The organism is Sulfitobacter sp. CB2047, from assembly GCF_000735125.2.
Classification (GTDB): Bacteria; Pseudomonadota; Alphaproteobacteria; order Rhodobacterales; family Rhodobacteraceae; genus Sulfitobacter; species Sulfitobacter pontiacus.
This window is the reverse complement of the sequence record NZ_CP072616.1, coordinates 53,104-76,965: the sequence shown is the minus strand read 5'-3', so window position 1 is coordinate 76,965 and position 23,862 is coordinate 53,104. Positions and strand designations below refer to the sequence as shown.

The window sequence follows — 23,862 nt, the reverse complement described above, 5'->3', positions numbered from 1 at the left end:
TGCTAAGCCTATGGTGAATCCAAACAGTCAAGATTTACCCCCGCAGATGCGACATTCTGGTCTCCGGATCCACTGCTGTTCGAACTCTCCACCATGCTTAAAGGTTTGCTCAGTAAAGACTTTCCATTCGTTTGTCCAAGAACCTCCAACGGCTTGAACAACGCGTTCAGGCGCACTCCATATTCGATGGCTGTGCCCCGATCGGCCCATGAGAAAATCGAGGCTGAGGTCGGCAACCAAGCTTTGACCATGTGCAAGTTGAGCTGCCCCGTACGGCTGGAACGCTCCTCCGCAGGCTGGATGTGTCCGGACCGTTGATCCGTCGAGCCATGCAGTAACTTTGAGGCGACTCTGACCAAATTCAGTCAACCCGCAACCAAGGCAGGGACCATTGTCGGCGAGTGATACCGCATGTGCTGCAACACCATGAGGTTCCAACCACCCAAAGATAGTAGGGAGCGGCTGATCCTGTTCAACACGCCAAGTTTCGAGTTCGCCTTCGTCGCTCCATGAGCCGATAGCAACGACGAGTAGATCTGCTTCGAGGATCAGGTCAGGCTGGTCTTGGACCACTGTCTGCCATCGCTTGCCAGAGGCACCAACATGTCTGATATGGGGGAAACCTGTGCGAATGCGTTCGGCCAATGCAGAGGCCTTACGCTTTCCTATATTTGAGACCCCCAATTCGTGCCGTGATACGTTCTCACTTCGCAGCGTCTCGGAATCAACAAGGTTCAGATTGCCAACACCTGCCTTCGCAAGAAGTACTGCGACGCCTGATCCAAGCGATCCACATCCGACAATAGTGACCTTTTTTCCCCGAAGAAAATCAACGTCTGGAATTTGATCTCGACCATGAATCCATGATGCATCAATTCGTTCGACTTCTAAAGGCGAGGTCTTAATTCCGGCCCCTGCACGGCGAGCGATAAGAACCTCCGCGGACATCTTCTGCGGCCTGAAACCTGCCGTCACATGTTTTTGGCCTCGCTGCGTTTCCAATCTTGGAGCAGGGATGTCGTAGCCAATCATCGTTGGGTGTGGCTCCGTCGGAAGTACGACACCAACTAGAACTGGCTTAGGCTTTTCCATCAACCTTTCTTCCAATAATTCCCGTTCTCCCAGTGCTTCTGCGAGGTCTATGAGCTGTTTGGCGTTTCGAGGTATGGACTGCGGGCTAGGTAAATCGGCAAAGCGCAAGATTACCGCTTCCTCAAGCTTAACGGGCCTCTGCGGTTGTCCTGAAAGGTTGTGCAGCCATGCCGACAAATCTGACTCTGTTGCCGCCATCAAAGTGCAAGATTTTCTTCTGCAAGCATATGCAACTGACGACTGGTAATCTAAGGGAGAAACCAACGATCGTATCGGCTTAGACGCCATTCCGTGTTCGAGATAAGATAGGTATTCGCCAGCAATTTCTTCGTTAACCCATGCCGAATCTGACCATTGATGCGCGAGAGATAATACTTGATTTAAGTATGCCCTGACTATCCCAACAGGCTCAGAAGGATCGACTGGTGTTCGGCTCTGGAATACGCAAACAAAGCCATCCCCTTCAAGATGCGGAAAGGTTCCAAGCGCTGGTGGCCGCTTTAGGTAAAGTCTTGGTGCAGACCAAGGAAAGGTCTCATCTAGAACAAGATCCAAGTCCTTGAGTTCGTTTAAGACCGAAAGCCGAAATCGCCATCCTGCAGCCCACGGCCCCTTAGGCAATGATCTGAGATCATCACCCGATAAACGCATGCCGCCCCAAGCGCCCTCAGCGAGCTGCCTTACCTTCTCGATGGCATCGTTCATGACTGGAATATCAAGCGTAGCGTTCGTCTCCATCAAGCTTGACCGCAGGACGGTCATCCTTGGTCTCCAAGAGGCCGCTAGTCAGCGTTGCAGGAGCAGCTATTGCTTCGTTCGCCACAACGGTTTCGTCGACCAGAAGGCTCGTGTCAGTAGGAAAGCGTTCACCAAGTGCGTCTAGCATATGTTGAACCGTGACTTGTGGATTGCTTGACATAATCAGAGCCGCATTCAATTTTGTTTCTAAGTCAGCAGCTGCAGAAACGTAGGCTCGACGGTCGGATTCCTGCCAATTTTGATCAAGCCGGGCACCAGCCACAACGGGGTTTGGGATTGCTTCACTCAGTAGGCCGGGTAGGGCGCGAGCAACAGCCAACAATGCAAGATCATCACGTCCGGTAAATGGCTTGTAGCCTTGGTGATTATCAAAAACTTGGACAACAGCCCACATTAACGCGATCGAGGCGAGCCCTGGCAAGTCTTGCTCATCTCGCCATGCTTTAACATACCGAGAAACGAAACGTACTTGATCGCCATGTTCCCGTACCGCGTCCCTAAACCAGTCTTCAAGCTTACGCGGATCTGATGGGATCCACTTTCCCCGTCCATCGTCATCGCGACATGCTAGACGCATCTCGTCGGCCGACAGGCTTCCATAAATCTCATCTGCGAATTCTTCATCACGAAGCTCCATGAGGCCGTCCATCATCACCCGCTTTTGCGCATGTGCAGTTTCCACAAGAGTTACAAAATCACTTTGCGGAACAGCATATAGGGCGATATCTACGTGTGCCTCGGTGTCAATTTCAACACGCACACATGACGTTTTTGTTTTCAACGTCCACCCATGTTTATCGCAGACTTCTGATACGAGCTGTTCTACAGCACGAAAATAACCCTCAGCAGCCACCGATGGCGCGAGCGCGCCATCTCGACTAATATATCGAGTTGGAAGGAACATACCGTCATCCAAATCAATCTGAAGTGCCGGCGTTTTCCCTTTGGCGGGTTCATTCACAGTGGAGTACGAAAAACTTCCCTGCATGCGAAACTTTGGTCGGCCAAACGCGTCTGCGACACTAATTTCTTCCTGCATCAAGGCAATTTCTGCATCCTTGGTTATGATCTGGTTAACAGGGAACCGTTCGGTCCAGTCCTTTAGGCCGGTTCGGATCGCGTCCCGAAGCTCATCACGGACAGCTCGCAATTCATCTTCTCGGTGCTGCGGCAGTTTGAGTTGCTTTATGTAAGCATTTTCATGAGATCCATTGAGAGATTTGTGTGCATTAATTGACATGGCATTAACTCCGTTTTCCCGAGGGGATAATTACAAATTAGACTGCCATCATACCGAGTGAAATAACACGATGTCGCGTTGCGGGAGTCTCAACCACACCCTATATAGGGGGTGTAACCTCACGTTCCAAGGCCTGTATCGTCAATTAAAGAAAGAGAACAAAGCATGTACCCGCTCTTACCTTGGAAAACGTTGAGTACAGCTCTGGTGGTGCTGGTCTGTATGGCCGTATATGCTGATGATCTTGGGGATTGGTTTGGCGTGGCAATTTCTGACACACTGGTTATTCGCACCCTTCCTATTATCGCGCTGACAGTTCTTGGTGTGTTTTTCGGTTTCACGGCAACGTGGTCTCCGTGGCGACTGACTTGGCGCTGTCTTCCGTTTCTTAACAAGACCGCGTTTCCCGATTTGAACGGGGTATGGGTCGGAACTACAGCTTCTAATTGGCCCACGATTGAAAAAATGGTCAGTTCCGCCGAAGGAAAAGGTGGACTTGCGAAGCTAGAGCTCTTCGACACTCTGGAGCGTCATGATGCAATTGCAGTGGAGATTACAGCGTCTCTATTCAGCCTTCGCCTTGAAACAGGCTTGAGCTCGAAGGATGCAACTTCATACTCAATCACCGCGAAGCCTTGGAAATGCCAACACACCCCGCGCATCCATTTGGCGTATGTCTACGAACAAGAAACCAAAGATCCCTCCGTTACAGACGAGGAGCGGCATATGGGTGCTGCGGACGTATTGTTTGAGCCACAGGCGCCTGACGAGCTTAGCGGGGTCTATTGGACGAGGCGGAGCTGGGTGACGGGACTAAATACGGCCGGTCGTCTTCAGTTGCGCAGAGTGGCAAGGTCTAAGGACGCGAAGAAATCGTTGAGAGACTACGCACTTGAAGAAAAGGGACGGTTGTCTTCAGAGACTGACGTTTCAACGGATCTGAGTTCCGATAAGAAGCGTTAATGCAAGTATTGCATCAGTTAGTAATAAGAAACGTCGACATCAGCCTTTGGTGACGTTTGCCGCAAACTTATCCTGCCATTGGTCTTCCTGTCGGTATAGTAGAAACCCGAAAGCTCGAGCACACAGTCAGCATTCTTGACGGCATTGCGCACATCCAAGATAGTCGAGCCAGTATATGGAGACCAGTCAACATTGGACGGGGTCGAGCGATACGTGTAATATAATTTATACTGTCCTGCATCAATTACAGGCGTAGTTTCTAGCGTAGTGGATTTTGATGTTTCGGTATGTAGGTCAATTTGAGCCTGTATGAGATTTTGTCGGATTACCGCTCTCGCGGGAATTTTCACTCCACTTTCCAAAGTGATTTCACCCTCCCAAGCACCATTCAGGTCAGGGTAAAGAGACGAGTTGAAGGCCCTAAGAATTTTCCAAATGACTCTTGATGTGGTGTTAGTTGTAATAGCGAGGACTACTAACATCACGACCCAAGGCGCAACGCTAAGTAGGCGAATAATCGGAACATCATTTTGCATAAGATGCTCTACGCCTATATAAGCCAGAATGCTCAGGAAAGTCGTCAAGATGGCGACGTAGCGCAACAGGTAGGTAAAGTTGACTACTCTAAACATTCGGTTTCCATAGAACTAAAGTTGCAAAGCCGTGCTTTTCCTGTGCTCTTGGCAAAAAGGAGAGCGACGTATGCTTCTCTCAATGTTTCGCCAACTCCAACTGAAAATGCAAGTTCGAGACCAGCAATATTTTCGATGCTTTGATACAGGCGCATGTCATCGACAATATTGTCGTTTGAATGAGCAGTCACACCATCTGCTGCGCAAAATAATACGCGGTAACCAAGGTCGGTTAGCAAATTCGAAATTTGGTGAGTCTTGAGATCAACAAGTTCCCTTGTAGCTTCTAGGGCTTTGATGTCGTTCGAAAGATAGCACGCGGCCAACCGCCGACCTATGTCGTCACCGTCGATCGTAACAAAAGACATCTATCCCTCCACTTAATTCACATACCAGATTATTCCCAATAACCTTTCGACGTATGTTCGACCAGCACTGTTACCTCTATCAGCACTGAATTACCTTTTGCAGTGATTGCCAACTTGCTCGGGGTTTTTATTGGCTATTCAACGGTAAATTCCAGCGAACTGCGATGCAGCATAACTGTATAAATCGACGTCCGTTAATGGCCGCTTGACCTAGCTTAGATTACCGTCAACAATAAGGTCGGCCTTAAGCGTAGGCCGGTGTGCCCGTCATGCGAAGCCAAGCAACGCCGTATTATTTTCTTTTTGGACATCATGCCATTGGCAGGGTCTGATGAGCAGCGGGCACCTTCTCGGATCCAAAATGGACATGGATCATGAAACCTACCAATTCACTTCATACTCTTAAGGCCCTCGCGAAACGATACGCACGTGCAAGGACGTTGCCGCAGCATCGCGCACTCGACTTAGTTGCAGCTGAACTGAAATTCCCGCACTGGAACGCACTAGTAAGTGCCAGCAAAAAGGACTGGCAACCGACTTCTAAACACATTGAGACGGTTCAAGCTTTTCTCAGTCAGACGCTTCCCACCTATGAGGTGAAGCACTCCAAGCGTTAAGCCATGGTTTTGGGCCTGACCAGCGATGAACCTGCTGAAGAAGGGAAAATCGATGATCATACGTTTCGAATCGTAGAGTCCCTAGGCGATGTCTATCTGATGGGGGACGGCTGGAGTATCTACGTCGGGGAAGCTCCCAACGCGCCACCTCGGGTGAAAATTGCAGAGCAAAGCGACAATTCAAACCCAATCCATAATCCGGCATTTCTGAAAAAGGCATTGCAGATTGCGGCGACACGCTCCGAACAAGTCCGCGCGGGTATAGCAACAGACTGGCCGCGGCGTTCTACTAAACCAGATGCACAGGGCAGGGTGCGACACCCCTTGTTCGGTTCGGACTCGGACAGTTGGTTCTGCTTACACTGCAACTCTGCGATCACTGGTCGCCAGATCGCCGATAGCCTCTGGCATTGCCCAGATTGCAAGGCGTCTCCGCTTGATATCTTTGAAAGCGCCTTTTGGTTAGGTGACGGAGATGCTCAACCCATGCCAACACGCATCTCGGACAGCGGGCAAAGTACTGAACCAACAATTGATATCCAGGATACAAGACTTCAGCTGAGACTTGACGAAGAGAATATAACTTTGCTGATCCGCAGCGCATTGGTTGAAGATGCGGCAAACGCCAGCGAGCGCTTGGGTGCATTGTTTGCAGATATCGACGTCGACGAAGACAACAACGACGTGTGGATTACGTTTGATGAGGATCTGTGGCCAGAAACTAAAGATCCCATTCAGGCATTGGCTGTGGCCGAGCTTCTCGGAATTGAATTGGAACAGTCGATGGCTTGGAGAAAGCTACCATTTGCATGGCCTGGTTTGGGGGAGCACACCTTCAGCACTCTAGAATACACCAAGATGATGCTGGACGCTTATGCTGGGCAAGACGTAGATCGAGGCAGCAAGTAGCACCTAAAGATACCGCAGAGGAGGGCCGGGTCGGAAACGTACGCGGCCCTTTGTGGCGATTCATTGAGAAGAGAGATGAGCGATTGATGCCGGTGTTCTAGACGGGGAGGCTAAAATTTGAGTCACCAGTTGCTGGTCATGTCTTTACAGTAGGGTAGCTGAAATTTTACCATTTGATAAAATTCGCATAAGGTTCAATGTGTTCAGAACTTAGGTTACTATATGGGCTAGTAATTCGAGCCGGATGTCCTTCCGAACGTAGGTCCTGGTTCGGTACCGAAAATGGGAGGAGTATCGAATCGACTCGCACGGAGCGTCAAATGCTCACGCTGATCAAAGCGGCGAAAAGCAAAGTGGCAAGCCGTTCAACTTGATCTGGAGCGGATCGCTTTTAGCACGCGGGTGGTTTCAACCATGAGCAGCAACTCGTCGTCCAGAGTTACAATGCGAGAGTGCATGGTCGCAATACGGACAGGATTCAATCTCTGAAAGGACTCCCGGATATCCTCAGGGCGCCGGAAAACGTGTTTGAACGCGGTCTTCCAATTGTCGCTGCGCTCAATGATCATCCTGTAATCAGAGAAATCGGCGTACTCGATCAATGATCGGGGTTCTCGACCTGCATCAATCTCTGCCTGACGTTTGTCGGCCCATTTGTCGCGCATGTCCTTTGGCAGTTGCCGTTTCATCCAATGCGCTCCAAATGCGTCCTCCATTACCTCGACGATGAAGTTGCGAACAGCGACCTCAAATCGGCGTAGTTGTGCGAAAGCTTTCTCTGCTCGGACGAATTCATCGCCATCATCCACGGTCTCATTCGACGCGTCGGTGTGTTCATTGTTTTCCCTTGACTCAAGTCCAGCGATCGACGCGCCTTCATGGAAGGCCGTTACCGTGAACTCGGTTAAAGTCGGATCGACGCCGCGCTCCCGATATAATTCCAAGCGGGAGAGCGGGTTGATCAAGGGCTTTTCGGCAAAAGTGATCGGATCTCGCCAGTCACCAAGATTTGGTCTCAACTGGTCGACTAAAGAAGGCTCAAATGGCCTCAGCCGGGATATATTCTGACCGATGGAAACAAGTCCGGCGAACGCATTCGTGGACGATGTGGCGTGCTCCAGATGGAGCCACGGACGCGTCATGCTTTCCATTGCGGCTCGTAGCGCGTTGGTGCCCCTGAGGTCCTCGTCTAAGGTTGCGGCGATTGACGAGGCCTGAGTGGCTTGCTCGATCAGTTCGGCAAGTTCGGTCTTAGCCGGCAATCGAAATGCGTTCTCATATAGGCTTTGCGCCTGCGTCGCGGCCGCAATCGACTTTCGGAGGTCCGACTGCGGATCAAGGAGACCGATCCGGCGCGCCTCGACGAGTGGTCCCTCAAGCATTTTGCGATGCTTCTCAGCGTCTTCGAAAATTCCGCTGAATGACGATGACCCATAGATATCGGCGAGCATTTTCTGTTGCTCTGTTTGCTGCCGAATTGCTTTGACGGCTTCTCTCTCGGCAGTCAGGTTTGCCAAGGTGATGCCTATAGGATTGGCGAGCTTGTCCAGGTCCCCCAAAGGGTTAGTCAATTTGCGCAGCCGTTCCTGATCCTGGATCAGTTTTCGAAAAACGTCCGAAGTCATATCTTGTCCAGTCAGGCGGCGTGGGTCGCCTTGTCCTTGTGTTGGAGCACTTCAAGCCCACTTGGGTCCCGATCCAACAACAGCAAGGCACTTGTAACCGCATGGCTGACAAGGATGTCGCCGCTTTCATACTTTTGGAAAGCATTTGGGCCACCGCCAATGAGCCGCCCAGCATCCTTCTGTGTCAGCTTTAGGCGTTTGCGGATGCGTCTGACCACCTTGGGTGCCAGACGACCTTCAACCTTGGCCTTCAGCTCAGTCAGGGCACGATCAGACACTTTCATGTCTAATCCGTCATGAATACTTTCGTCACTTTCATTGCAATACCAGCCCGGCATGTCGAACGTGGTGGACTCGCCCTTGTAGGCAATCGTCATCGGCCTCGTGTCACGATGCATGGGTGCACCAGTTTCGGGGCAGACCGGATGAACTTCAACTGTATCAGCCATTGTCTTTCTCCTTGAAGGACAACAATAAAAACTCGCTCACTACATCTGCAGTGAACTTCACATAAAGGTCGCCCACGTCAGAGGGCACATAGTAAACATCCTGCCAGACACGATGATCAGCGTAGGACGTCATTGATTTCTGAAAATCGCTCCGCTCGATCGCCTGGATGACATCCACGATCTCAGTACTGCTAAATCCAAGCGCTGCTGCCGAACGAATAGCTGAGCCTGTTGCATTGAGGCCCTTTGCGGCGCTGAAGGTCGATTTGATAGCATCCAGATCATATGTCGGTTTGCGTTTTTCAGTCACGAGACCTCACATAGCACCATTATGGTGTTTTTTCAAGAGCACCATTATGGTGTTTTGCAGAAAATGCAATTGGAGTCACCGCGGAGGAGTTCTGGATAGACTCTTAGGGAGCATATCATTGGGAGCCTTATGTTGGCTACAGCCCAAACCGGCGCAGTTAATGTAGGCCAACTTACGTATTTGGGATTGGACGTAAAAATGCTTTGGCCCGCAGAGTGTGATGGCTGAGGTCGTGCTCATCGCTGCGCGGCGTGACGAAGGCTTTGTAGTCGAAGCGGGAAATGTTGGACTCCTGTTGAGGTGTCCAGGCTGTCCATCACAGCTTTTGTATGGGTCGAAATCCGCCCCCTGTCACGGTAACGATAATGGGACCCATTATCGAACCAACGGAGTTAGAAAGACCAATTTGTCTCCAAGTTCATAAGCGGTGTTTCTCAGTGTACTTCGTAAAGATGGCTTTGATCGAAATCGACCTCATTTGCACAACAGCTCAAACACCGCTCACCACCGTAATTCTCGTTGTATGACCACCCCCCGGCCCAACCACAGCAGGGGCAAAAGTCCCATATCTCAATATCGCCCCATGCCCAGGGACTGGTAAATTCAGGGATTGCATCGCGGTCATATGAGATAATCTCAAACGGATCAGAGCCAACGGTAATGAAAGCATTGGATGAATGCGCCTTCAGCGCATTAATCACATCACCTGAGGACAATAAAAACCATTCTCGCGTCAGCCTGTTTGAGCCATATTTGTCATGGAGGCCCTTCTCGACGACTTTGTCTTCGGCAATGTTGTGCGTGTTGATGACACCCATCAAGGCCAATTCATCAGGGTTGCCAGTTTGAAGGTTGGACATACGCCGTTTCACATCTATTGAACGCCCGATTTTGATCCTCAACGGATCAATCAGGTTATCTTCTGAAAGCTCAGCGATAAAGTAGATTGTCATTGCACTTCCAGGACCACGCCACTCTGACAGGATGTTCTCGTACTGGAGGTCTCAGTCGTCGGGGCTGCCAGTATCAGTGTCGCCAAATCACTGTCTTCTCTAATCTCGCCACCAAGGCCAATCCACAGTTCCGATATGGCGTTTTCTCCATTGATGCGCTGACAGTTCATTACTACACGCTCTCCTGAACCAGGTCCAAAAGCGCTGTCGAATGCGGCTTTGAGTTCATCGAATGTAATCACTTGACCGATGCGACGCTCAAAGAGCGCACCCACGCCGCTGGCATTCAGTTGTTCGATCACGACAATCGTATCCAAGAAATACTCATCCGGGTCCGACCCTTGGTCCGCGCCTGTGTTGAAATCTTCGTAGCATGTGCCGTGTTTTGACCATTCGTGAAGGTCCAGGCCAGATTGTGTGCCGGGCATCAACACATCCAACCTCTCTTTGACCGACATCGATATACTCATGTCAGACACATTCGGCAGCCTACGTCGACAGGACACCGCAGGTCCTGCATCGCAGTAGCAAGGGAAGATATTTGTGTCGTCGAGATCATCGGGCCAGAGACCATGGATCGAGAACTGTCTGGCGTCGGGTCGATCCGGCGTCTGGCTTTGGCATTCCGCCTTGGATTGGCCGCGCTCAGTGGCACAAAAGGTTGGTTGCCAGCTCGCCGCTAAGACATTCTCGATGGAATCAGGCTCAACAGTCTGTGCTCCAGAGGTATCTCCATCAGTGGCTCCCACCGTTAACTCGGCGACGCCACAAGCCACATCAACCCAACGGCGCTCCGTTTGCTGCGCGCCTGGAACCACGATGAGGTAGTGAGATGCGTCATCCCTATTTTTACCGACAACTGAATACTCTCGCCCAATCTCAGTCATCACGTCACCGGGATTATCGCTGGTCAGTCGTTTGTTGGCGGCGCAGGTTTTTTCGGCCGTAAAAGTTCCTTCAACAACAACTTGGGCCATTGCCGGTATGCAAAGACCTGTCGCTAACATGGCGCCAACGATTAAGATTTTCGCATTTCTGATCAGTTTCATATCTTCAATCCAGTTCTCAATTGTTTTTGCAGGTGTCGATCTTAAATTGTGTATGTTCTAAAACAGATAGTCGGAAATTCTGTTTCCATTCTTCACGACGTGTATTTCGCCGTTCTATTCATCTTCGTTTCAAACGTGACTTGGACAAATCAGAAGCAGGTCTCGTTGTTGCGTCAATTTTTGCCGCTGTTGCGTCTTAAAAACAAGCGATTTTGACAATCTCGTCTCAACTGATCCGGGCGCGCCGTTTCGACCGCGCTCTACTCGCTTTCGCTCCCGAAGCACGCTGGCGCGTTCTTCGCCATTCGGTGACGATCGCTCGCTCGGCGTTCGGGCGGACCTTAGGTGGTCTTGTCACGGTTTAGTTCCGGTCTCTTTCGAGCAATGTTTGCTATGAAGGAGATTAAGAATGGCAACGAGATACACAGACGAGTTTCGGCGTGATGCAGTGCGCATTGCGGTTACAAGCGGCTTAACACGACCGCATGTTTCATCAGATTTGGGCGTGGGTCTTTCGACTTTGAACAAGTGGGTTCAGAAGCATCAGTATGACGATCTGATGTCGGGTCCGCACGAGGACGTCGAAAAGGAGAATGAACGCCTTCGCAAGGAAGTCCGGCTGCTGCGCGAGGAGAGGGAAGTGCTAAAAAAGGCGGCAATCTTCTTTGCGGGCCAAAGCCGATGAGGTTTGCTTTCATAGATGCCTGGAAAGAAGTTTGGTCTGTGGAATTTCTCTGCCGCATCATGCAGGTCACATCGCGGGGGTTTCGTGCATGGCGAAGCCGTCCAATGAGCCGCAGGCAGCGCGATGATATGGTGATCTTGGTACATGTCCGCGAACAACTCCGCTTGAGCCTGCAAAGCTATGGTCGGCCTCGTATGACCGAAGAGCTGCAGGAGCTGGGACTGAAGGTCGGACACCGACGCATAGGTCGTTTGATGCGTAAGAACGACATCAAGATCATCAGAACCCAAAAATACAAGGCCACGACTGACAGCAACCACACACTCAACATTGCGCCCAATCTACTGGATCAGGATTTCTCTGTGGATGGTCCGAACCAAAAATGGGCGGGCGACATATCCTATATCTGGACCAGTGAAGGGTGGTTGTATCTGGCCGTCATCTTCGATCTGTATTCCCGGCGCGTCATTGGTTGGGCTGTCAGCAACCGGATGAAACGCGACTTGGCGATCCGAGCGCTGGATATGGCAGTGGCCCTACGGCAACCACCGAAGGGCTGCATTCATCATACGGATCGCGGGTCGCAATACTGTTCACATGACTATCAGAAGCGTCTTTCGAAGCATGGATTCAAAGTATCGATGAGTGGAAAAGGAAATTGCTACGATAATTCCATGGTGGAAACGTTCTTCAAATCCATCAAGGCAGAGCTGATCTGGCGGAACCGCTGGGAAACCAGACGCCAAGCCGAGGGGGCGATATTCCAATATATCAATGGGTTCTATAATCCACGACGGCGGCATTCGTCGTTAGGTGGCAAAAGCCCCTTGGCCTTCGAACGAAAGGCTGCCTAAATAAGTTGAGAGGCCGGAACGTAAGCGTGACAAGACCAAGGTACGAGTAGTGATTATAGAAATACGATAGCGAAGCGTTCTATGCTTCGCCTTTGACGAGAGCAATCAACCTAGCCTAAGCTCAACCTAATTGTATTGGTTTGGGGATTTAAATGCGTCGAATTTCAAGAGTTGGTGACTTTTCAGTTCGTGCTATTTCGGGAACTCGCGCCGTCATGCTCGCGATGAATGCCGATGAAACAAACCTCAATGACTTCCTTGGATTTGGTATTGGTGTTCAGAAAGACCTGACTGACCCTATTCGGTGGCTAAACGGTTTCAAGTGCTTCAAGTCCTTGGAAGCTGATCCTGAGCGTGCGCAACGCTTCAGTACCGTTGCACATCCCGTCCAGGACTTTCGATGGGGTCACTATTGGGCCGAACCTGACACCGAGTATCACTATACGGTACGTCCAATGTTTAGGCCTCAAAACGGAGATTTGTCCCAACTCTGTGCAGCCTCTGATCTCACCGTCTCTATCAAGACGGAGGACGAAGCTGGCAGCGATCACTCGGTGCTCTTCAACCGTGGCGCAATCGTCAGCCAAGCCTATGCAGAAAAGTTCGACAACCATGAAACGCTTTCTGAAGACGCGTTGAAGGCGGAGTTGAATGACCCCAACGCAGAGCGCACAAAATGGTTGTCACGCGGGTTATTGGAGGGCGCTCTCGGTTTCATTGCTCAAGCAACAGATGCAAGATTTTCGCTCCATTGCGGCTTTTACGAGCTCACATATCAGCCTATCTTAGAAGCACTTGCTGCCGCGGCAGCGCGCGGAGCGACTGTCGAGGTCACGTATGAAGCTGATTGGTTCAAACGCAGCGAAAACCAACGGGTCGAAACCAAATACGGGGTGATGAATCGTGCCGCAATCGCTCCTTACAGCGGGCGAGCGAACCTTCACTTCAAAGAGCGTATCAACCACATTTCACTGACGCATAACAAATTCATGTTGCTTAAGGAAAACGGCAACCCAGCTCAAATTTGGACCGGTTCGACAAATATCTCGTCGTCAGGTTTTTGCGGGCAAAGCAATACGGGTCATATTGTACGAGACCCTGCCCTTGCACAGATCTATGCAAACTATTTCGAACTCTTAGCTCGTGATGCACCACGTGAGGAGATGAGGGCCTTTACCGAAAGCACCACTCCCGAGCCACCAGAAGAGCTACCCGTCAATTCTGTTACCCCGCTTTTCTCTCCGCGCTCAGGATCGAGTGAATTAGATTGGTATGGGAGCCAAATTGAAGGCGCAGATCAGACTGTCATGCTGACCTCGGCCTTCGGTGTGACCACACGTTTGGCGAAGTACTTTGACAACGACAAAGACTATCTGCGCTACATTCTCATGGAACAACGCAGCCGTGGAACGGGTGCTCAGGAAATGATCGAACGTGATCGCGATACCCGAGTCGTGTTTGGTCAAGGGTTGGGATATACGGGATCACTCGGCCACTGGAGAAAGGTCCCCGGATTCAAACTTGAAAATTGGATGTGGCGAGAGCATCACTACCGTTCGTCAGGACACGTGTTCTTCGTTCACACAAAATATATGGGCATTGACGTGTTGAGCGACGATCCGAAGATTTTCACGGGCTCCGCCAATTTCTCCCCGGCGTCACTCTCGAGCAACGATGAAAACATGCTGCTCATCCGAGGCAACACTAAAGTCGCGGATGTCTACACCACTGAGTTCTTCCGGCTCTTGAACCATTTTTACTTTAGACAAGTGGCAAACCGTAAAGCTCGCAATGGCCAGAGCGATCCCGACATCCGTTTCTTGAAGGAAGATGACAGCTGGGTTGCAGGTCACTTCCGTTCCAAAAATTACCGTGCCAAGCGTCGTGAGCTGTTTGGTGTATCACCGTAGTCGACATTGCGGAAAACGATCAAACCACCAGAGCTAACTCGGCTTACAGCCTGTTGTGCGCAGAAGGACCGATTACCATGCCAGATGACAATCCCATTCTCGGTCAGATTATTGCAGGGGTCGTTGTCGGTGCAGTTCTTGGCATTGGCGGCTTCATTCTTGGTAAAGCGACCTCTCCGGCAGTCCCGCCGGTCGCGGCCATCTCTCCGAATGTCGCCATTGTCGCAGCCGGAGAAAGCATTCAGTTCAGTGCGGCTGGATCAATCTCTACCGTGGCGTCCGGCATCACAGAATATGCTTGGCGTATCGGAGGCCATCCTGCCAATCAAAGCTCAGTTGGATTCTGCCAATCAACTGGCAACGCGGAAATTGCGACATGCCGGTTTGAAGTTCCAGGTACGTTCTCTGTATCGGTCGACGTAAGGGATGATACCGGTCTCAGCGCGACGGCGGTATCTCCGGTGACCGTGTCTTTGGAAAACGGGTACATCGGCGTTGTACTCTTTGCAGGGCGCGATCAGGAGATTGTTGATCAGGCCTATCGTGTCATCATTGCCGCGATTGACTGGCAGGAAGTTCAGCGTGGCGTATCGCGCCCTATCGTTATTTTTGATCCAGACAAGCAAGTGCCAGTCTATGCAGCTTCCATCCCATTTGTTGAAGGCGGGGTCGACGCACTCAACACAGATGTTTTCAACGGTGCGAAGTTCATGATCCCGCCGTTCGCTCCGGCTGTCAGGGACGTCATTGCTGCGGCAGTCGAAAGCTACGGCAGCCAAGTGCTTGTTGTGCCGTTCAGCGAGATGGAACAAAGCTTGTCAAAAGGTCTGGCTGGCTCCGGCTTTCTAGGGTTCACCTCGCCTGCCGACTACACAACGGCCGTGCAAGAATAGCCTTTTGCTGCATCTGGAGCGTGAACAGCGCACAAAACCCGCTTCATATTCAAACGATCGTACTTGCTACGGTGAAACCTAATGGCTTTAACACTGGCCTAGGCCGAGATATCGTCTATCGACAGCGGATCAGTAAGCCGACGGTCTTTGGTGAAGCGCGCTAAGGTATCGGCGACTGCGTTGCAGACACATGGGCAACGATAAATAGGAGTTATCCATGTTGGTCGTTGATGACGGTTCTTGCTGATATCACTAGTACTTCGCTAAGAGCCCGCGACGATATCCTCATACTCGCGATAACTTGGGATGGTCACGCCCAGTCTTGAGAGCACCTCGACGGCTCGCTTCGTACCTTCTTCGTCATAGTCGTCTAGCGCACTTTTATAGACTGTGAGTGGCGCAATCGCATAGCTGTTCTGCTGTTCGATAAGGTCCATGGTCACGCTTCGGAACATTGCCCGGTCGGGTTCGCCACCATCGAAAACCCGGGCTTCGATTTCGTCCAAGAGTTTTTGGCAATTCTTACGGTAGTCCGGCATGACCTTAAATAGGCTGCGAAACGAACTCGCCGCTTCACGCGAGGATTTCTTAAGGGTTTCATCTTGTACGCTTTGCTCAAACGAACGCGCATATAAGATCCCGACTAATCCTGTCTGTTCAATGAATTTGGCAAAGACTTTGATCAGTTTATCGTAGCTATTGCGTTTGGTACGCGCCAAGGAGTCGGCATAGATGCAGAATTTCTTTTCCAACAGACTCTCAACGCCGTAGTCCATCGATTCCAATGGTGGTCGAATAGCGACAACGGACCATCCACCCGTTCGCGTGTTGGTCGCTGTGCCGCCCATCAAAGTGCCCATCGTGAAGTCGAGGTCTTCGTTATCGATCAAAGGAAGATAAAGACACATCGACTTTGGCGGTCGATCAGCGTTGCTGACTTTGTCCTTCTCAAGGATCGCCAGAGCGTCAATCATCATGATGTTTGATCGAACGACCACTCGCTTGACCTCGTAAACCAAGCCGTCAATGGCGCTGTAATAGTAGCCGATGCGCGAACCATGATCCTCGGCGCCGTTCTTTTCTTGATGAGGCAGTTGATGGATCGTTTCATCCAATACGAAACTCGCTTCGTCGACTTCCCGGGGTCGGATCCAAAGAAGATCCCGGACCAAGAGGTTCATATCGTGATCACGGTTGGTAACCGAACCGCGCGCTTCTCTCACAATACTAAAAAACCCTGTGTGGTCGGACTGGCTGTCTTTGAGGTACGCCAATGCGCTGGTCAAACCCATCTGCAGTGCGGGTTGATAAATTCGTACGCCAGGCAATGACGGATAAAAAAATCCGTCCGTTTTATAGGTCCTCTTAAACCACTCCTCAACATGAGCTAGGAACAACGTAAACAATCTTCTGCATGTCCGATGCACCACTTGCGTGTTTTTGGCCCCATGGCGAAAGTTGAGTTTCTCAAAACTCAACGTTTTGAGATCTCCCTGTGCGCCAACCTTGGGTTCATATTCGTTCAAGATATTGAGCGTCTGTTTGCGCAACGTGACCGACACAGTGCGGAGACTTTTGTTCAATTCTGACGCAGGCTTAATTCTTTTGGCCAAGACATGAAGGAATTCAAACGGGCTTTCAGAGAATTTGATACGATCACCTGCAAAGACCACATCTATCAAATAATCCACCAACCCCTGTGTGACCGCATTAAAGAAGGTTGCGACCCGGCGCTCTTCTTCGTTGTTAATCTTAAGTTGGGTGAACCCCTCTTGGGGCACAAAATGGATGTCCAGGGCATCACCCCAGATGAAGGTGGGATTGGTGGAGATTATTTTGCAATTCTGTGCAACTTCCGGAAGGACCGAAGCGAGTGGCATCTCTTTGCTATCAAGGTGCGCGGGAATGCGCGCTGCGCAATAAATGTCAGGATGGGTCTGAGCGACAGTATCAACAACAATCCGCAATACTGCCGCATATGAAATGCAGAAATATGAGATGCTGTTCCAGCTCTCACATAGATAAGGAGCAAAGCCCTCGTTTTCCTTCAAAATACTGATCCCATCATCGACTAATCAAAATAGCAATTGAAACAACTACTATAACTTAAACAAGAGTTTATCCATATTGCATTGCAGCAAGAGAATAAACAGCCACAAAGCAAACAAGCGTTGTTCCTGCAATATGTTGATTTAATGGGGAAAAATTCCATTTTAGTTGCTGGCTACGCTTGATCAGTGCGCGATGCGCGGCTTAATCTCGGAAGTGTCTAAGTTCTGAAGAAAAAGCGATCGCGACGCGGCCAGCGCCCTGCATGTAGCGAAACCAGCAGGGCGTTGCAAGAAGAGAATCTCTATTTCTTTCAGGTAGTTAACAGCATCCAAAGGATGCGCTGGGAGAAGAAGCATGAAAGACACGATTCCAAATCAAACAACTGTTTCGATTACGAGGCTGCGGCGAGAGGCCGCGAAGTTGAGCCAGAGCATTATCTTGACGCCTGTCGACAATTTTCCTGACTTTTCGGATTTCAAAGACGTTGTGGGCAAGTTTCATGGTCTGTATGCGTCCGATAAGATCCGGTCAGAACCAGATCAAAAATCAGCGGTCATTCAATTTGGTGGCCGGTCAGGTCTCACAACTGAACTCAATCGTGCGCATGCTGCCTTGGCGGATGCTTTCAATTGTCCGCATGCATCGTTGCGGCTTTTGTCAGGTTTGCATGCCCACATTGTCTTGTTCATGGGATTGGCCCCAATCGGAGGCAAAGTCGCCCTATTGCCAGTTGAGGCCGGCGGGCACTTCGCTACGCCGGGTATCTTGAAGCGACTTGGCCTGAACGTCGTCACGCTTCCCGTTGACCGCGGCAACAAATGCCTCGACATGCCAGCTTCGCTCGACCTGATAGCCCGTGAACGTCCTGACATTCTCTTTGTCGATCGCAGTGAAGGTTTGCGCTATGAAGACTTTTCTGTGCTTGGCCAAACGGATGTGCCAATCCGGATTTTTGACAGTTCACAATATGTCCCGCAGATCATTGCCGGACTGTATCAGAACCCGTTTGATTGGGGCTTCAATCTTCAGGTATTGACCTTGCACAAGAGTTTTCCTGGGCCACAGAAGGCAGCCTTGGTGTGCAATGACGATGCCTTATGGAAGGACGTCTTGGCGGGACTGAGCGCATTCGTTTCAAGTTCTCACATCGAAAACAGCTTGCTGGTTGGACTGATCCTGAATGATCGGTCCAAGCTCGAAAACTACGCCCAACGTTTGCTTTCGACGAAAGAAAGTCTGGAAGGTGCGCTGCAAAGGAACGGCGTGAACGTGGTGCCGAGTGCATCTGTTGGCGCATCAGATTGGCCATTAACCCAGCACATCTGGATTCAACATGACGATCAGGAGGGTGCGTTTTCGGCATGGAAGGCGCTTGAGCAAAACCGCATTCAGACCAATTACCGGAAGCTACCCTACGCATTGGGGTGGGGCCAACGCCTGGGTGTGACCGCCGCCGTGTCATGTGGATTGATGCCACATGATTGCGATACGCTCGGGTCGCTGATTGCAGAGGCCTTAGGAAATCCGAAGGCCCGAAGTGTGCGACACCAGGTCACCGCATTGGCAAAGAAAATCGTTCCACAAGCTGTGTTTGGTGTCCGCAATGACTGATCCATACTATGATCAAGACCTGATGTTGGACTGGGTGCGCGGAAAAAAGACGCGAATACCAGCCCCCCTGTCCGTGCGATCCCGCTGGTATCGCAAGGTGATTTGCCACTTGTTAAAAGAGGTTATTTCCTGCCCCGGTGGATGCATCTTGTCGATTGGGGCGGGTACAGGTGCGACCGAAGTTGACCTAACCCGTGCTGGCTTTAGCGTGACTGCGAGCGATATCGACAAGGGATCACGTACGCACTGCGAACGACTTGGTTTGTCGACGATCACGTTGGATGTCACACGGCCACAAATGCCCGATGCCAGATATGATGCCCTCTACATGGATGGTGTTTTGGGGCATCTGACCGCCGATGCAGACTGGACAGCGATCTGGCGGAACTTAGCGTCGTTGGATAGCGACTACCTTCTCTTGAGCAATGATCTGGCCGACGATGACATCACTCCCAATCACACCGTTTTTGGGGAGCCCGATGCGATCTTTTATCGGCCAGTGGCGGGTTTCTTTGGCAATTCTGCGATCCAATCAGGACTTTGGTTTGTGAAGCGGTCCGATGTACTGCGTTACCACCGACCGGGTCGAGGTATCCGGCGTCGTGAGTTGCTGATGTTTCGGCGGGTTACTGATGAACGAACGGATGATATAAGATCGCGTTGAGAAGGGTGGCGATGCGCAGCGTATCGCCACCGGCAAGCTTTCTGGCGAAGGCTTCATCGCCAAGAAAACCCTGCTCGGCCGCTTTATCGGCAAGTTCAAGAAGCTTTTGTCGTGTGACGTCGGGCGAGGGGCTTTCCTCTGGGTCGAGTGCCTTCAACATCGTTTCGTAGAACGCGTGGCGCCATAACCCGTAACGGTTCCCACATGCCTCATCCAGCGTCTTGATGGTGGAAAGCGTCTTCTTGGCCTCAGTACGATGTTCGTCACTGCCCAAAGCGCCGGTGGCGTAAGCATTTGGATCTGTCAACGCATCGCGCCAAGATCTGACAGCTAGGCGAAACGCGTAGATAACGGGATAACTCAATAGGTCCGCGAAACCAGCCTTGGAAATGAACTTCTGGTATTCGGCTAAGTGGATGCGAATGTCATCGATATCGGTAGTCGGGTTCTGGATTTGCGCATTCAGGATGTCGCCGGAAAGATAATACTGTTCGCGGTTTCCAAAAACTGAAAATTCGTCTCTGGCATTTTTATATTCCTGTTCAATCCTTGATGTCAGATCAGCAACACTATCGGACGCAGAAGCAAGGCCGAGTGAATGCGACGAGTCCAATCGCCGATCAAAAACCGCCAATTCGGGCAAAACAACGAAACTTAGTACATGCGCGCGTTCATAAAGGATTGTGTTGGCCTTAAAGCATGGGTCTGACGCTTCGACGGCGGGTAAAAGAGGCGATGTCTCGTTGGCTAAGATCGCATCAGTAATATTCAACCCTCTCAAGTAGCTTTGTCTTAGGGTGTCAAAATACACGCGTGACGCCAACGTCGAGAGAAAGTGGTCGGATTGGATATCCGATAGATCAAATGAGGTGGCGAGGTCCCCGCCAAGTGCGCCCAACCCACTCGGATCAAACCGCCCTAAATGGGCGTCCATATGGATGTTCCAATACCTGGCTGATAAGCGGATTTTCGGCGTCTTTGAATCACTCAAGAGCAGTACGATGTCCTTGCGATCTGGGCTGTGTTCGGCTTCAAGGAGCGCCAAGGTTGCCTCCGCCGCAAAGCCGCTATCTGCCGTATCCGCGGCGACTAACTTGAGATACTTACGGGCCTTTGCAAAGGACCCGCTCTTGTCGAGAATGACACCAAGTTGATACTTTGTGGCGGCATCATCAAAATCATCAATGACGCGTTTTAGTCGGCTAGCCATAACGCTCAGGTTGCCGTCGGCCATTGCCTTCCCGAAATACTTCTCGACCCGGTCCCTTTGGGCTGTTTCAACACCAACTAACCAATTGAGCGCCGGATCGTCCCGCTCATCAGTGTGTTCGGCGCGCCAGATGATGGCCTTTCGAAAGGCCTCTTCAAACGTGGCATCCGTCGGCCCGACCGTATCTCGTAGGTGTTCTGCCAATCGCTCATGCATGACGAACAGGGACCCCGGCAAAGACGATCTTGGGATTACTCCGGCATTGGATAAGAGCCGTAACTCCCTGACAGCTTGAAAGCGGTCCCAAGATCCAAAGAGACCAGCCCGCGGGTTTGCGTGCGAAAAGGCGCGTGTGAATGTTCCTAGGTCGAACACACCTTTGAAGATTGCAAGAGCAGTGGCAGTTGCAACGACAACAACAAGTCGTTTGGACGGTGGTTCTGCCTCGTTGCGGTTCACCGCGAAAAGATAATCTGAGACGCGGGTTGCAAGCCGCCTTTGATAAACGCTTGTCGCAGTATCGACTTGCACCGATTGGATCTCGGCGATCGAAGCAACACCAGATTGCGAATACTGGGCGAACTGTTTGACCTTTTGAAGCACATCCTTTGACAATTGCGCCTTCGAAATGTCCTCACGCGACAGAGCGTTGATACTATGAAGGCGACCGGTCTGTCTTGCATGCGATAAAAGCCTGATCTCGGCTCCCGCCCGTAACCGCCAATTCTCCAACGGTTGCGCCATGATGATCAGGTGGCGTTCAGTTGCGGAATTAATAACATCCAGCAGCCGGCGTGTGGCATCCTTGATGATTGTTGTGTCGGCGAGATGGAAATTATCTACGACAACCAATGCGCCCGCATGCCGGAGGCTGCCAAAATTCCGCAAGAACTGGTTTTGCACGGAGAACCCGCGTGCAAAGTCGTAGTAGTGCAAGTTGTTGGCAAGTACACACAAGTCTCGATCACGGACCAAGGCCTCTGCAAGCAAAGTTGCCGTGCGTGTCTTACCAAAACCGCTCGGCGCAAGCACAACATCGAATGTGCCTGAAATATCTGAGCACATCCTGATATTCTCAAAGAGCTTTTCGACGAGCTGCTTTTGCGTTGGGTGATTGATCTTGATCTTGCGAAAGTCAGGGGTGACGGCAAGACATTGTGGTTTGATGGCATATGTAACCTGCCTGACGTTGTCGCAAGAAATGAATATCAGCCTCATGATCCGCGCAACAATTTCATCAGACACCCGCTTTGCGGCGGGACCTTTGAGCAAGAAGACGATGCCCATAACAATTGCGCCCGCAAAAAGGGAAAGTAATGAGACAGACGTGCCGTCCGGTGGTTCAATACCTAACATGTTCTTCGCGGCAAACATGATGAGGCGGCCTGCGGCCAGGATTGCAATACAAAAGACCATCACTTGAAGACACAGCAAGACAATAGCGATGGGGCGGGCAACAAGCATGAGCCGAGAATTCTCACTGTTTAGCATTCTGGCTCCGATTCTTTACTGTGAAGAAGCGATACCAATAAGAACTACTCCTTGTCTAAGACAAGCAGTTCGTATTCCACAAAAGTTCTGTGAGTGTGCCGAGATTCCCCCATAACGTGGCTATGATAATTCCTAGTTATCGTTACCGATAGACCGAGGGGCTGGCGTCTGATGAGGTCAGATCCAAAATATTAGATAAGAAACCTTAAAAACCGTCAGTAATTGACCTGTTCGAAGCCGTAGTTTCCTTCGTAATCACGCCAATCAACGAAGACCGAGCGATGGAAAATGCTCGGGCAATTGTATCCCCATCGTTCAAGGCCAGTATGTGCCTCAGGCAGTGCCGTTGGAGCAGACCGAGCCCATGAAAAATCACCTTGGGTTCCATAGGTGCCGAGGTAAATGGTAGCAGATCGGTTGCAGTCTCCGTCGCGGCCGGACTCGTTTTGGCGTGCATATCGGACATCATAGACGCGGATTGAGCGTACAAAGTTGAATTCGGGGCCGCTGATATCGATGTCAGCGCGGTCTTGGACCAGCTCGAGTGCAAATCCTTCCGGAAGCAGATTCGGCTTTGGTCCGGCAAAATTTAAGACGGCATTTTCAGAAGGCATCGGTTCGGTTGCAGGCGACAAAAGTGGTCGCGGGCGATCCTGATTAGTGAACAAAATATCGTAGAAACGACCTCGATTATCCGACGGGGTAACTGGATCATAAGATGCGCCCATCGGGCACCGCCAAATCTGCAATGGCGGTTCAACGGGCCAAGGTGTGATCCGGCGGATGAATTCGGCGCGTGCACGGGCACATGGAACTGATGCTGGCCAGCCGCCAGAGAGGCACAGTAAAATTGCGCAGTCGATCTGATACGTTTGAGCCTGAACACGATTGGCAAGGCCCACGGACGAACCAACAAGTGCAAGTACGGCGACAATTGAGTATTTTCGAAATGTGCGAAGCATGTGAAGCATCCCATCGAGTAGGGTGTAAGCAGCATGACTCCGGTAGTATATTATTGCAACGACAAATATACGTTTGTTAAATGTCGCATAATCAATCTTATGTTAAATCTGCAAGAAGTCCACCATTGACGGTCGTATGGTCACTCTGCGGTGAATTCAAAGATTGATCCCGAAGTGCCCAATGCTGCGCGATGCAAGGGTGACGGCAGGTTGCGCTAAGCCTACCATTAGAAAGGGGAAAGCATTCGCCTTTGAATGGCTAACATTTCAGCGCTGGCTGTTGTCTAAGCTTCTAGACGCGACAACTGTCACCCGCTGATTGGCTCTTAGTTTGCCAACTCATCGATCACACACAATCCGCCCGCCAAAGTTACAAAGGTATTGCGAGATACCCTTAGGGACATTGCTCTTGTCTCCACTTGTAGGTCAATTCGCATGAACAAGCAGTTGTAAGACAAGACGAACCTTCAGCCCGCAACCCGACCTGCAATTTGGTTGAAAATATCGGATCCGTAGAAGTGCATGCGGTCGTTGGTTCTTTCAAAAAAGTTGGCAAAGGGCCGC

At 50.9% G+C, this 23,862-nt stretch carries 20 protein-coding genes; 8 read left to right on the top strand and 12 right to left on the bottom strand.

From position 1 onward, the window contains the following. Positions 1-27: 27 nt before the first annotated feature. The gene (locus tag IV89_RS18070; RefSeq protein WP_081858809.1) at positions 28-1,854 is read right to left on the bottom strand and encodes a ThiF family adenylyltransferase; all 1,827 of its coding nucleotides are present in this window, start codon (positions 1,852-1,854) and stop codon (positions 28-30) included. After that, a complete protein-coding gene (locus IV89_RS18065) occupies positions 1,808-3,091 on the bottom strand; it encodes a cyclic GMP-AMP synthase DncV-like nucleotidyltransferase (protein ID WP_037945175.1) in 1,284 nt (427 codons plus the stop codon). The genes IV89_RS18070 and IV89_RS18065 overlap by 47 nt, the downstream gene beginning before the upstream one ends. 165 nt (positions 3,092-3,256) lie before the next feature. Here IV89_RS18065 and IV89_RS18060 point away from each other — a divergent pair, with 165 nt between their 5' ends. Further along, positions 3,257-4,054 (top strand): hypothetical protein, encoded by a 798-nt coding sequence (locus IV89_RS18060; RefSeq protein ID WP_037945176.1) that lies wholly within the window; start codon positions 3,257-3,259, stop codon positions 4,052-4,054. Positions 4,055-4,071: 17 nt separating this feature from the next. On the opposite strand, the gene IV89_RS18055 is transcribed toward IV89_RS18060, so the two are convergent. Both IV89_RS18055 and IV89_RS18050 read right to left on the bottom strand, forming a co-directional pair. Continuing rightward, the gene (locus IV89_RS18055; protein WP_037945177.1) at positions 4,072-4,686 is read right to left on the bottom strand and encodes a hypothetical protein; all 615 of its coding nucleotides are present in this window, start codon (positions 4,684-4,686) and stop codon (positions 4,072-4,074) included. After that, on the bottom strand, positions 4,674-5,054 hold the full coding sequence (locus tag IV89_RS18050) for a mCpol domain-containing protein (protein WP_081858810.1): 381 nt from the start codon (positions 5,052-5,054) through the stop codon (positions 4,674-4,676). Before IV89_RS18050 ends, IV89_RS18055 begins: the two co-directional genes overlap by 13 nt. A 374-nt stretch (positions 5,055-5,428) precedes the next feature. Between IV89_RS18050 and IV89_RS18045 the strand changes: the two genes are divergently transcribed. Together IV89_RS18045 and IV89_RS18040 are read left to right on the top strand one after the other, a co-directional pair. Then, positions 5,429-5,671: a hypothetical protein gene (locus tag IV89_RS18045; protein ID WP_146152953.1), complete on the top strand. Its 243-nt coding sequence runs from the start codon at positions 5,429-5,431 to the stop codon at positions 5,669-5,671. Between the two features lie 3 nt (positions 5,672-5,674). Next, positions 5,675-6,580, top strand: a complete 906-nt coding sequence (locus tag IV89_RS18040) for a hypothetical protein (RefSeq protein ID WP_235183820.1) — start codon at positions 5,675-5,677, stop codon at positions 6,578-6,580. A gap of 365 nt (positions 6,581-6,945) precedes the next feature. Here the strand turns inward: IV89_RS18040 and IV89_RS18035 are convergent, their stop codons facing one another. The 5 genes from IV89_RS18035 to IV89_RS18015 all read right to left on the bottom strand — a co-directional run bounded on the left by IV89_RS18035 (position 6,946) and on the right by IV89_RS18015 (position 10,966). After that, positions 6,946-8,205: a Swt1 family HEPN domain-containing protein gene (locus IV89_RS18035; RefSeq protein ID WP_037945178.1), complete on the bottom strand. Its 1,260-nt coding sequence runs from the start codon at positions 8,203-8,205 to the stop codon at positions 6,946-6,948. A gap of 11 nt (positions 8,206-8,216) precedes the next feature. Continuing rightward, the gene (locus tag IV89_RS18030; protein WP_037945180.1) at positions 8,217-8,654 is read right to left on the bottom strand and encodes a type II toxin-antitoxin system MqsA family antitoxin; all 438 of its coding nucleotides are present in this window, start codon (positions 8,652-8,654) and stop codon (positions 8,217-8,219) included. Continuing rightward, positions 8,647-8,964: a type II toxin-antitoxin system MqsR family toxin gene (locus IV89_RS18025; protein ID WP_037945182.1), complete on the bottom strand. Its 318-nt coding sequence runs from the start codon at positions 8,962-8,964 to the stop codon at positions 8,647-8,649. Before IV89_RS18025 ends, IV89_RS18030 begins: the two co-directional genes overlap by 8 nt. A gap of 434 nt (positions 8,965-9,398) precedes the next feature. After that, positions 9,399-9,917, bottom strand: a complete 519-nt coding sequence (locus IV89_RS18020) for a GIY-YIG nuclease family protein (protein ID WP_037945184.1) — start codon at positions 9,915-9,917, stop codon at positions 9,399-9,401. Continuing rightward, positions 9,914-10,966, bottom strand: coding sequence for a hypothetical protein (locus IV89_RS18015; protein WP_037945186.1), 1,053 nt, complete (start codon positions 10,964-10,966; stop codon positions 9,914-9,916). The genes IV89_RS18020 and IV89_RS18015 overlap by 4 nt, the downstream gene beginning before the upstream one ends. A 409-nt stretch (positions 10,967-11,375) precedes the next feature. Here IV89_RS18015 and IV89_RS18010 point away from each other — a divergent pair. The 3 genes from IV89_RS18010 to IV89_RS18000 all read left to right on the top strand — a co-directional run bounded on the left by IV89_RS18010 (position 11,376) and on the right by IV89_RS18000 (position 15,308). Then, positions 11,376-12,505 (top strand): IS3 family transposase gene (locus IV89_RS18010; RefSeq protein ID WP_107277717.1). Its coding sequence is split into 2 segments (ribosomal slippage): positions 11,376-11,610 and positions 11,610-12,505, totalling 1,131 coding nucleotides; the frame shifts between segments, so codons are not numbered across the junction. Positions 12,506-12,657: 152 nt separating this feature from the next. Further along, positions 12,658-14,415, top strand: a complete 1,758-nt coding sequence (locus IV89_RS18005; RefSeq protein WP_081858811.1) for a phospholipase D-like domain-containing protein — start codon at positions 12,658-12,660, stop codon at positions 14,413-14,415. A gap of 77 nt (positions 14,416-14,492) precedes the next feature. Then, positions 14,493-15,308, top strand: coding sequence for a PKD domain-containing protein (locus IV89_RS18000; protein ID WP_037945193.1), 816 nt, complete (start codon positions 14,493-14,495; stop codon positions 15,306-15,308). Between the two features lie 263 nt (positions 15,309-15,571). On the opposite strand, the gene IV89_RS17995 is transcribed toward IV89_RS18000, so the two are convergent. Further along, positions 15,572-17,359 (bottom strand): hypothetical protein, encoded by a 1,788-nt coding sequence (locus IV89_RS17995; RefSeq protein WP_146152954.1) that lies wholly within the window; start codon positions 17,357-17,359, stop codon positions 15,572-15,574. Between the two features lie 355 nt (positions 17,360-17,714). On the opposite strand from IV89_RS17995, the gene IV89_RS17990 reads away from it, so the two are divergent. Together IV89_RS17990 and IV89_RS17985 are read left to right on the top strand one after the other, a co-directional pair. Next, positions 17,715-18,971, top strand: a complete 1,257-nt coding sequence (locus IV89_RS17990) for a hypothetical protein (RefSeq protein ID WP_037945197.1) — start codon at positions 17,715-17,717, stop codon at positions 18,969-18,971. Further along, the gene (locus tag IV89_RS17985; RefSeq protein WP_107277719.1) at positions 18,964-19,635 is read left to right on the top strand and encodes a class I SAM-dependent methyltransferase; all 672 of its coding nucleotides are present in this window, start codon (positions 18,964-18,966) and stop codon (positions 19,633-19,635) included. Before IV89_RS17990 ends, IV89_RS17985 begins: the two co-directional genes overlap by 8 nt. Here the strand turns inward: IV89_RS17985 and IV89_RS17980 are convergent. Continuing rightward, positions 19,598-22,309 carry a hypothetical protein gene (locus tag IV89_RS17980; RefSeq protein WP_146152955.1) on the bottom strand — a complete coding sequence of 904 codons (2,712 nt, stop codon included), beginning with the start codon at positions 22,307-22,309 and terminating at the stop codon, positions 19,598-19,600. The two genes, IV89_RS17985 and IV89_RS17980, sit on opposite strands and share 38 nt — an antisense overlap. 242 nt (positions 22,310-22,551) lie before the next feature. Next, a complete protein-coding gene (locus IV89_RS17975; RefSeq protein WP_235183821.1) occupies positions 22,552-23,307 on the bottom strand; it encodes a hypothetical protein in 756 nt (251 codons plus the stop codon). Positions 23,308-23,862: the final 555 nt, after the last annotated feature.

What these genes read in the sequence shown, in the direction of transcription:
- IV89_RS18070 (WP_081858809.1), bottom strand. Translation starts at nt 1,854, where the DNA reads ATGACCGTCCTGCGGTCAAGCTTGATGGAGACGAACGCTACGCTTGAT.
- IV89_RS18065 (WP_037945175.1), bottom strand. Translation starts at nt 3,091, where the DNA reads ATGTCAATTAATGCACACAAATCTCTCAATGGATCTCATGAAAATGCT.
- IV89_RS18060 (WP_037945176.1), top strand. Translation starts at nt 3,257, where the DNA reads ATGTACCCGCTCTTACCTTGGAAAACGTTGAGTACAGCTCTGGTGGTG.
- IV89_RS18055 (WP_037945177.1), bottom strand. Translation starts at nt 4,686, where the DNA reads ATGTTTAGAGTAGTCAACTTTACCTACCTGTTGCGCTACGTCGCCATC.
- IV89_RS18050 (WP_081858810.1), bottom strand. Translation starts at nt 5,054, where the DNA reads ATGTCTTTTGTTACGATCGACGGTGACGACATAGGTCGGCGGTTGGCC.
- IV89_RS18045 (WP_146152953.1), top strand. Translation starts at nt 5,429, where the DNA reads ATGAAACCTACCAATTCACTTCATACTCTTAAGGCCCTCGCGAAACGA.
- IV89_RS18040 (WP_235183820.1), top strand. Translation starts at nt 5,675, where the DNA reads ATGGTTTTGGGCCTGACCAGCGATGAACCTGCTGAAGAAGGGAAAATC.
- IV89_RS18035 (WP_037945178.1), bottom strand. Translation starts at nt 8,205, where the DNA reads ATGACTTCGGACGTTTTTCGAAAACTGATCCAGGATCAGGAACGGCTG.
- IV89_RS18030 (WP_037945180.1), bottom strand. Translation starts at nt 8,654, where the DNA reads ATGGCTGATACAGTTGAAGTTCATCCGGTCTGCCCCGAAACTGGTGCA.
- IV89_RS18020 (WP_037945184.1), bottom strand. Translation starts at nt 9,917, where the DNA reads ATGACAATCTACTTTATCGCTGAGCTTTCAGAAGATAACCTGATTGAT.
- IV89_RS18015 (WP_037945186.1), bottom strand. Translation starts at nt 10,966, where the DNA reads ATGAAACTGATCAGAAATGCGAAAATCTTAATCGTTGGCGCCATGTTA.
- IV89_RS18005 (WP_081858811.1), top strand. Translation starts at nt 12,658, where the DNA reads ATGCGTCGAATTTCAAGAGTTGGTGACTTTTCAGTTCGTGCTATTTCG.
- IV89_RS18000 (WP_037945193.1), top strand. Translation starts at nt 14,493, where the DNA reads ATGCCAGATGACAATCCCATTCTCGGTCAGATTATTGCAGGGGTCGTT.
- IV89_RS17990 (WP_037945197.1), top strand. Translation starts at nt 17,715, where the DNA reads ATGAAAGACACGATTCCAAATCAAACAACTGTTTCGATTACGAGGCTG.
- IV89_RS17985 (WP_107277719.1), top strand. Translation starts at nt 18,964, where the DNA reads ATGACTGATCCATACTATGATCAAGACCTGATGTTGGACTGGGTGCGC.
- IV89_RS17980 (WP_146152955.1), bottom strand. Translation starts at nt 22,309, where the DNA reads ATGCTTGTTGCCCGCCCCATCGCTATTGTCTTGCTGTGTCTTCAAGTG.
- IV89_RS17975 (WP_235183821.1), bottom strand. Translation starts at nt 23,307, where the DNA reads ATGCTTCACATGCTTCGCACATTTCGAAAATACTCAATTGTCGCCGTA.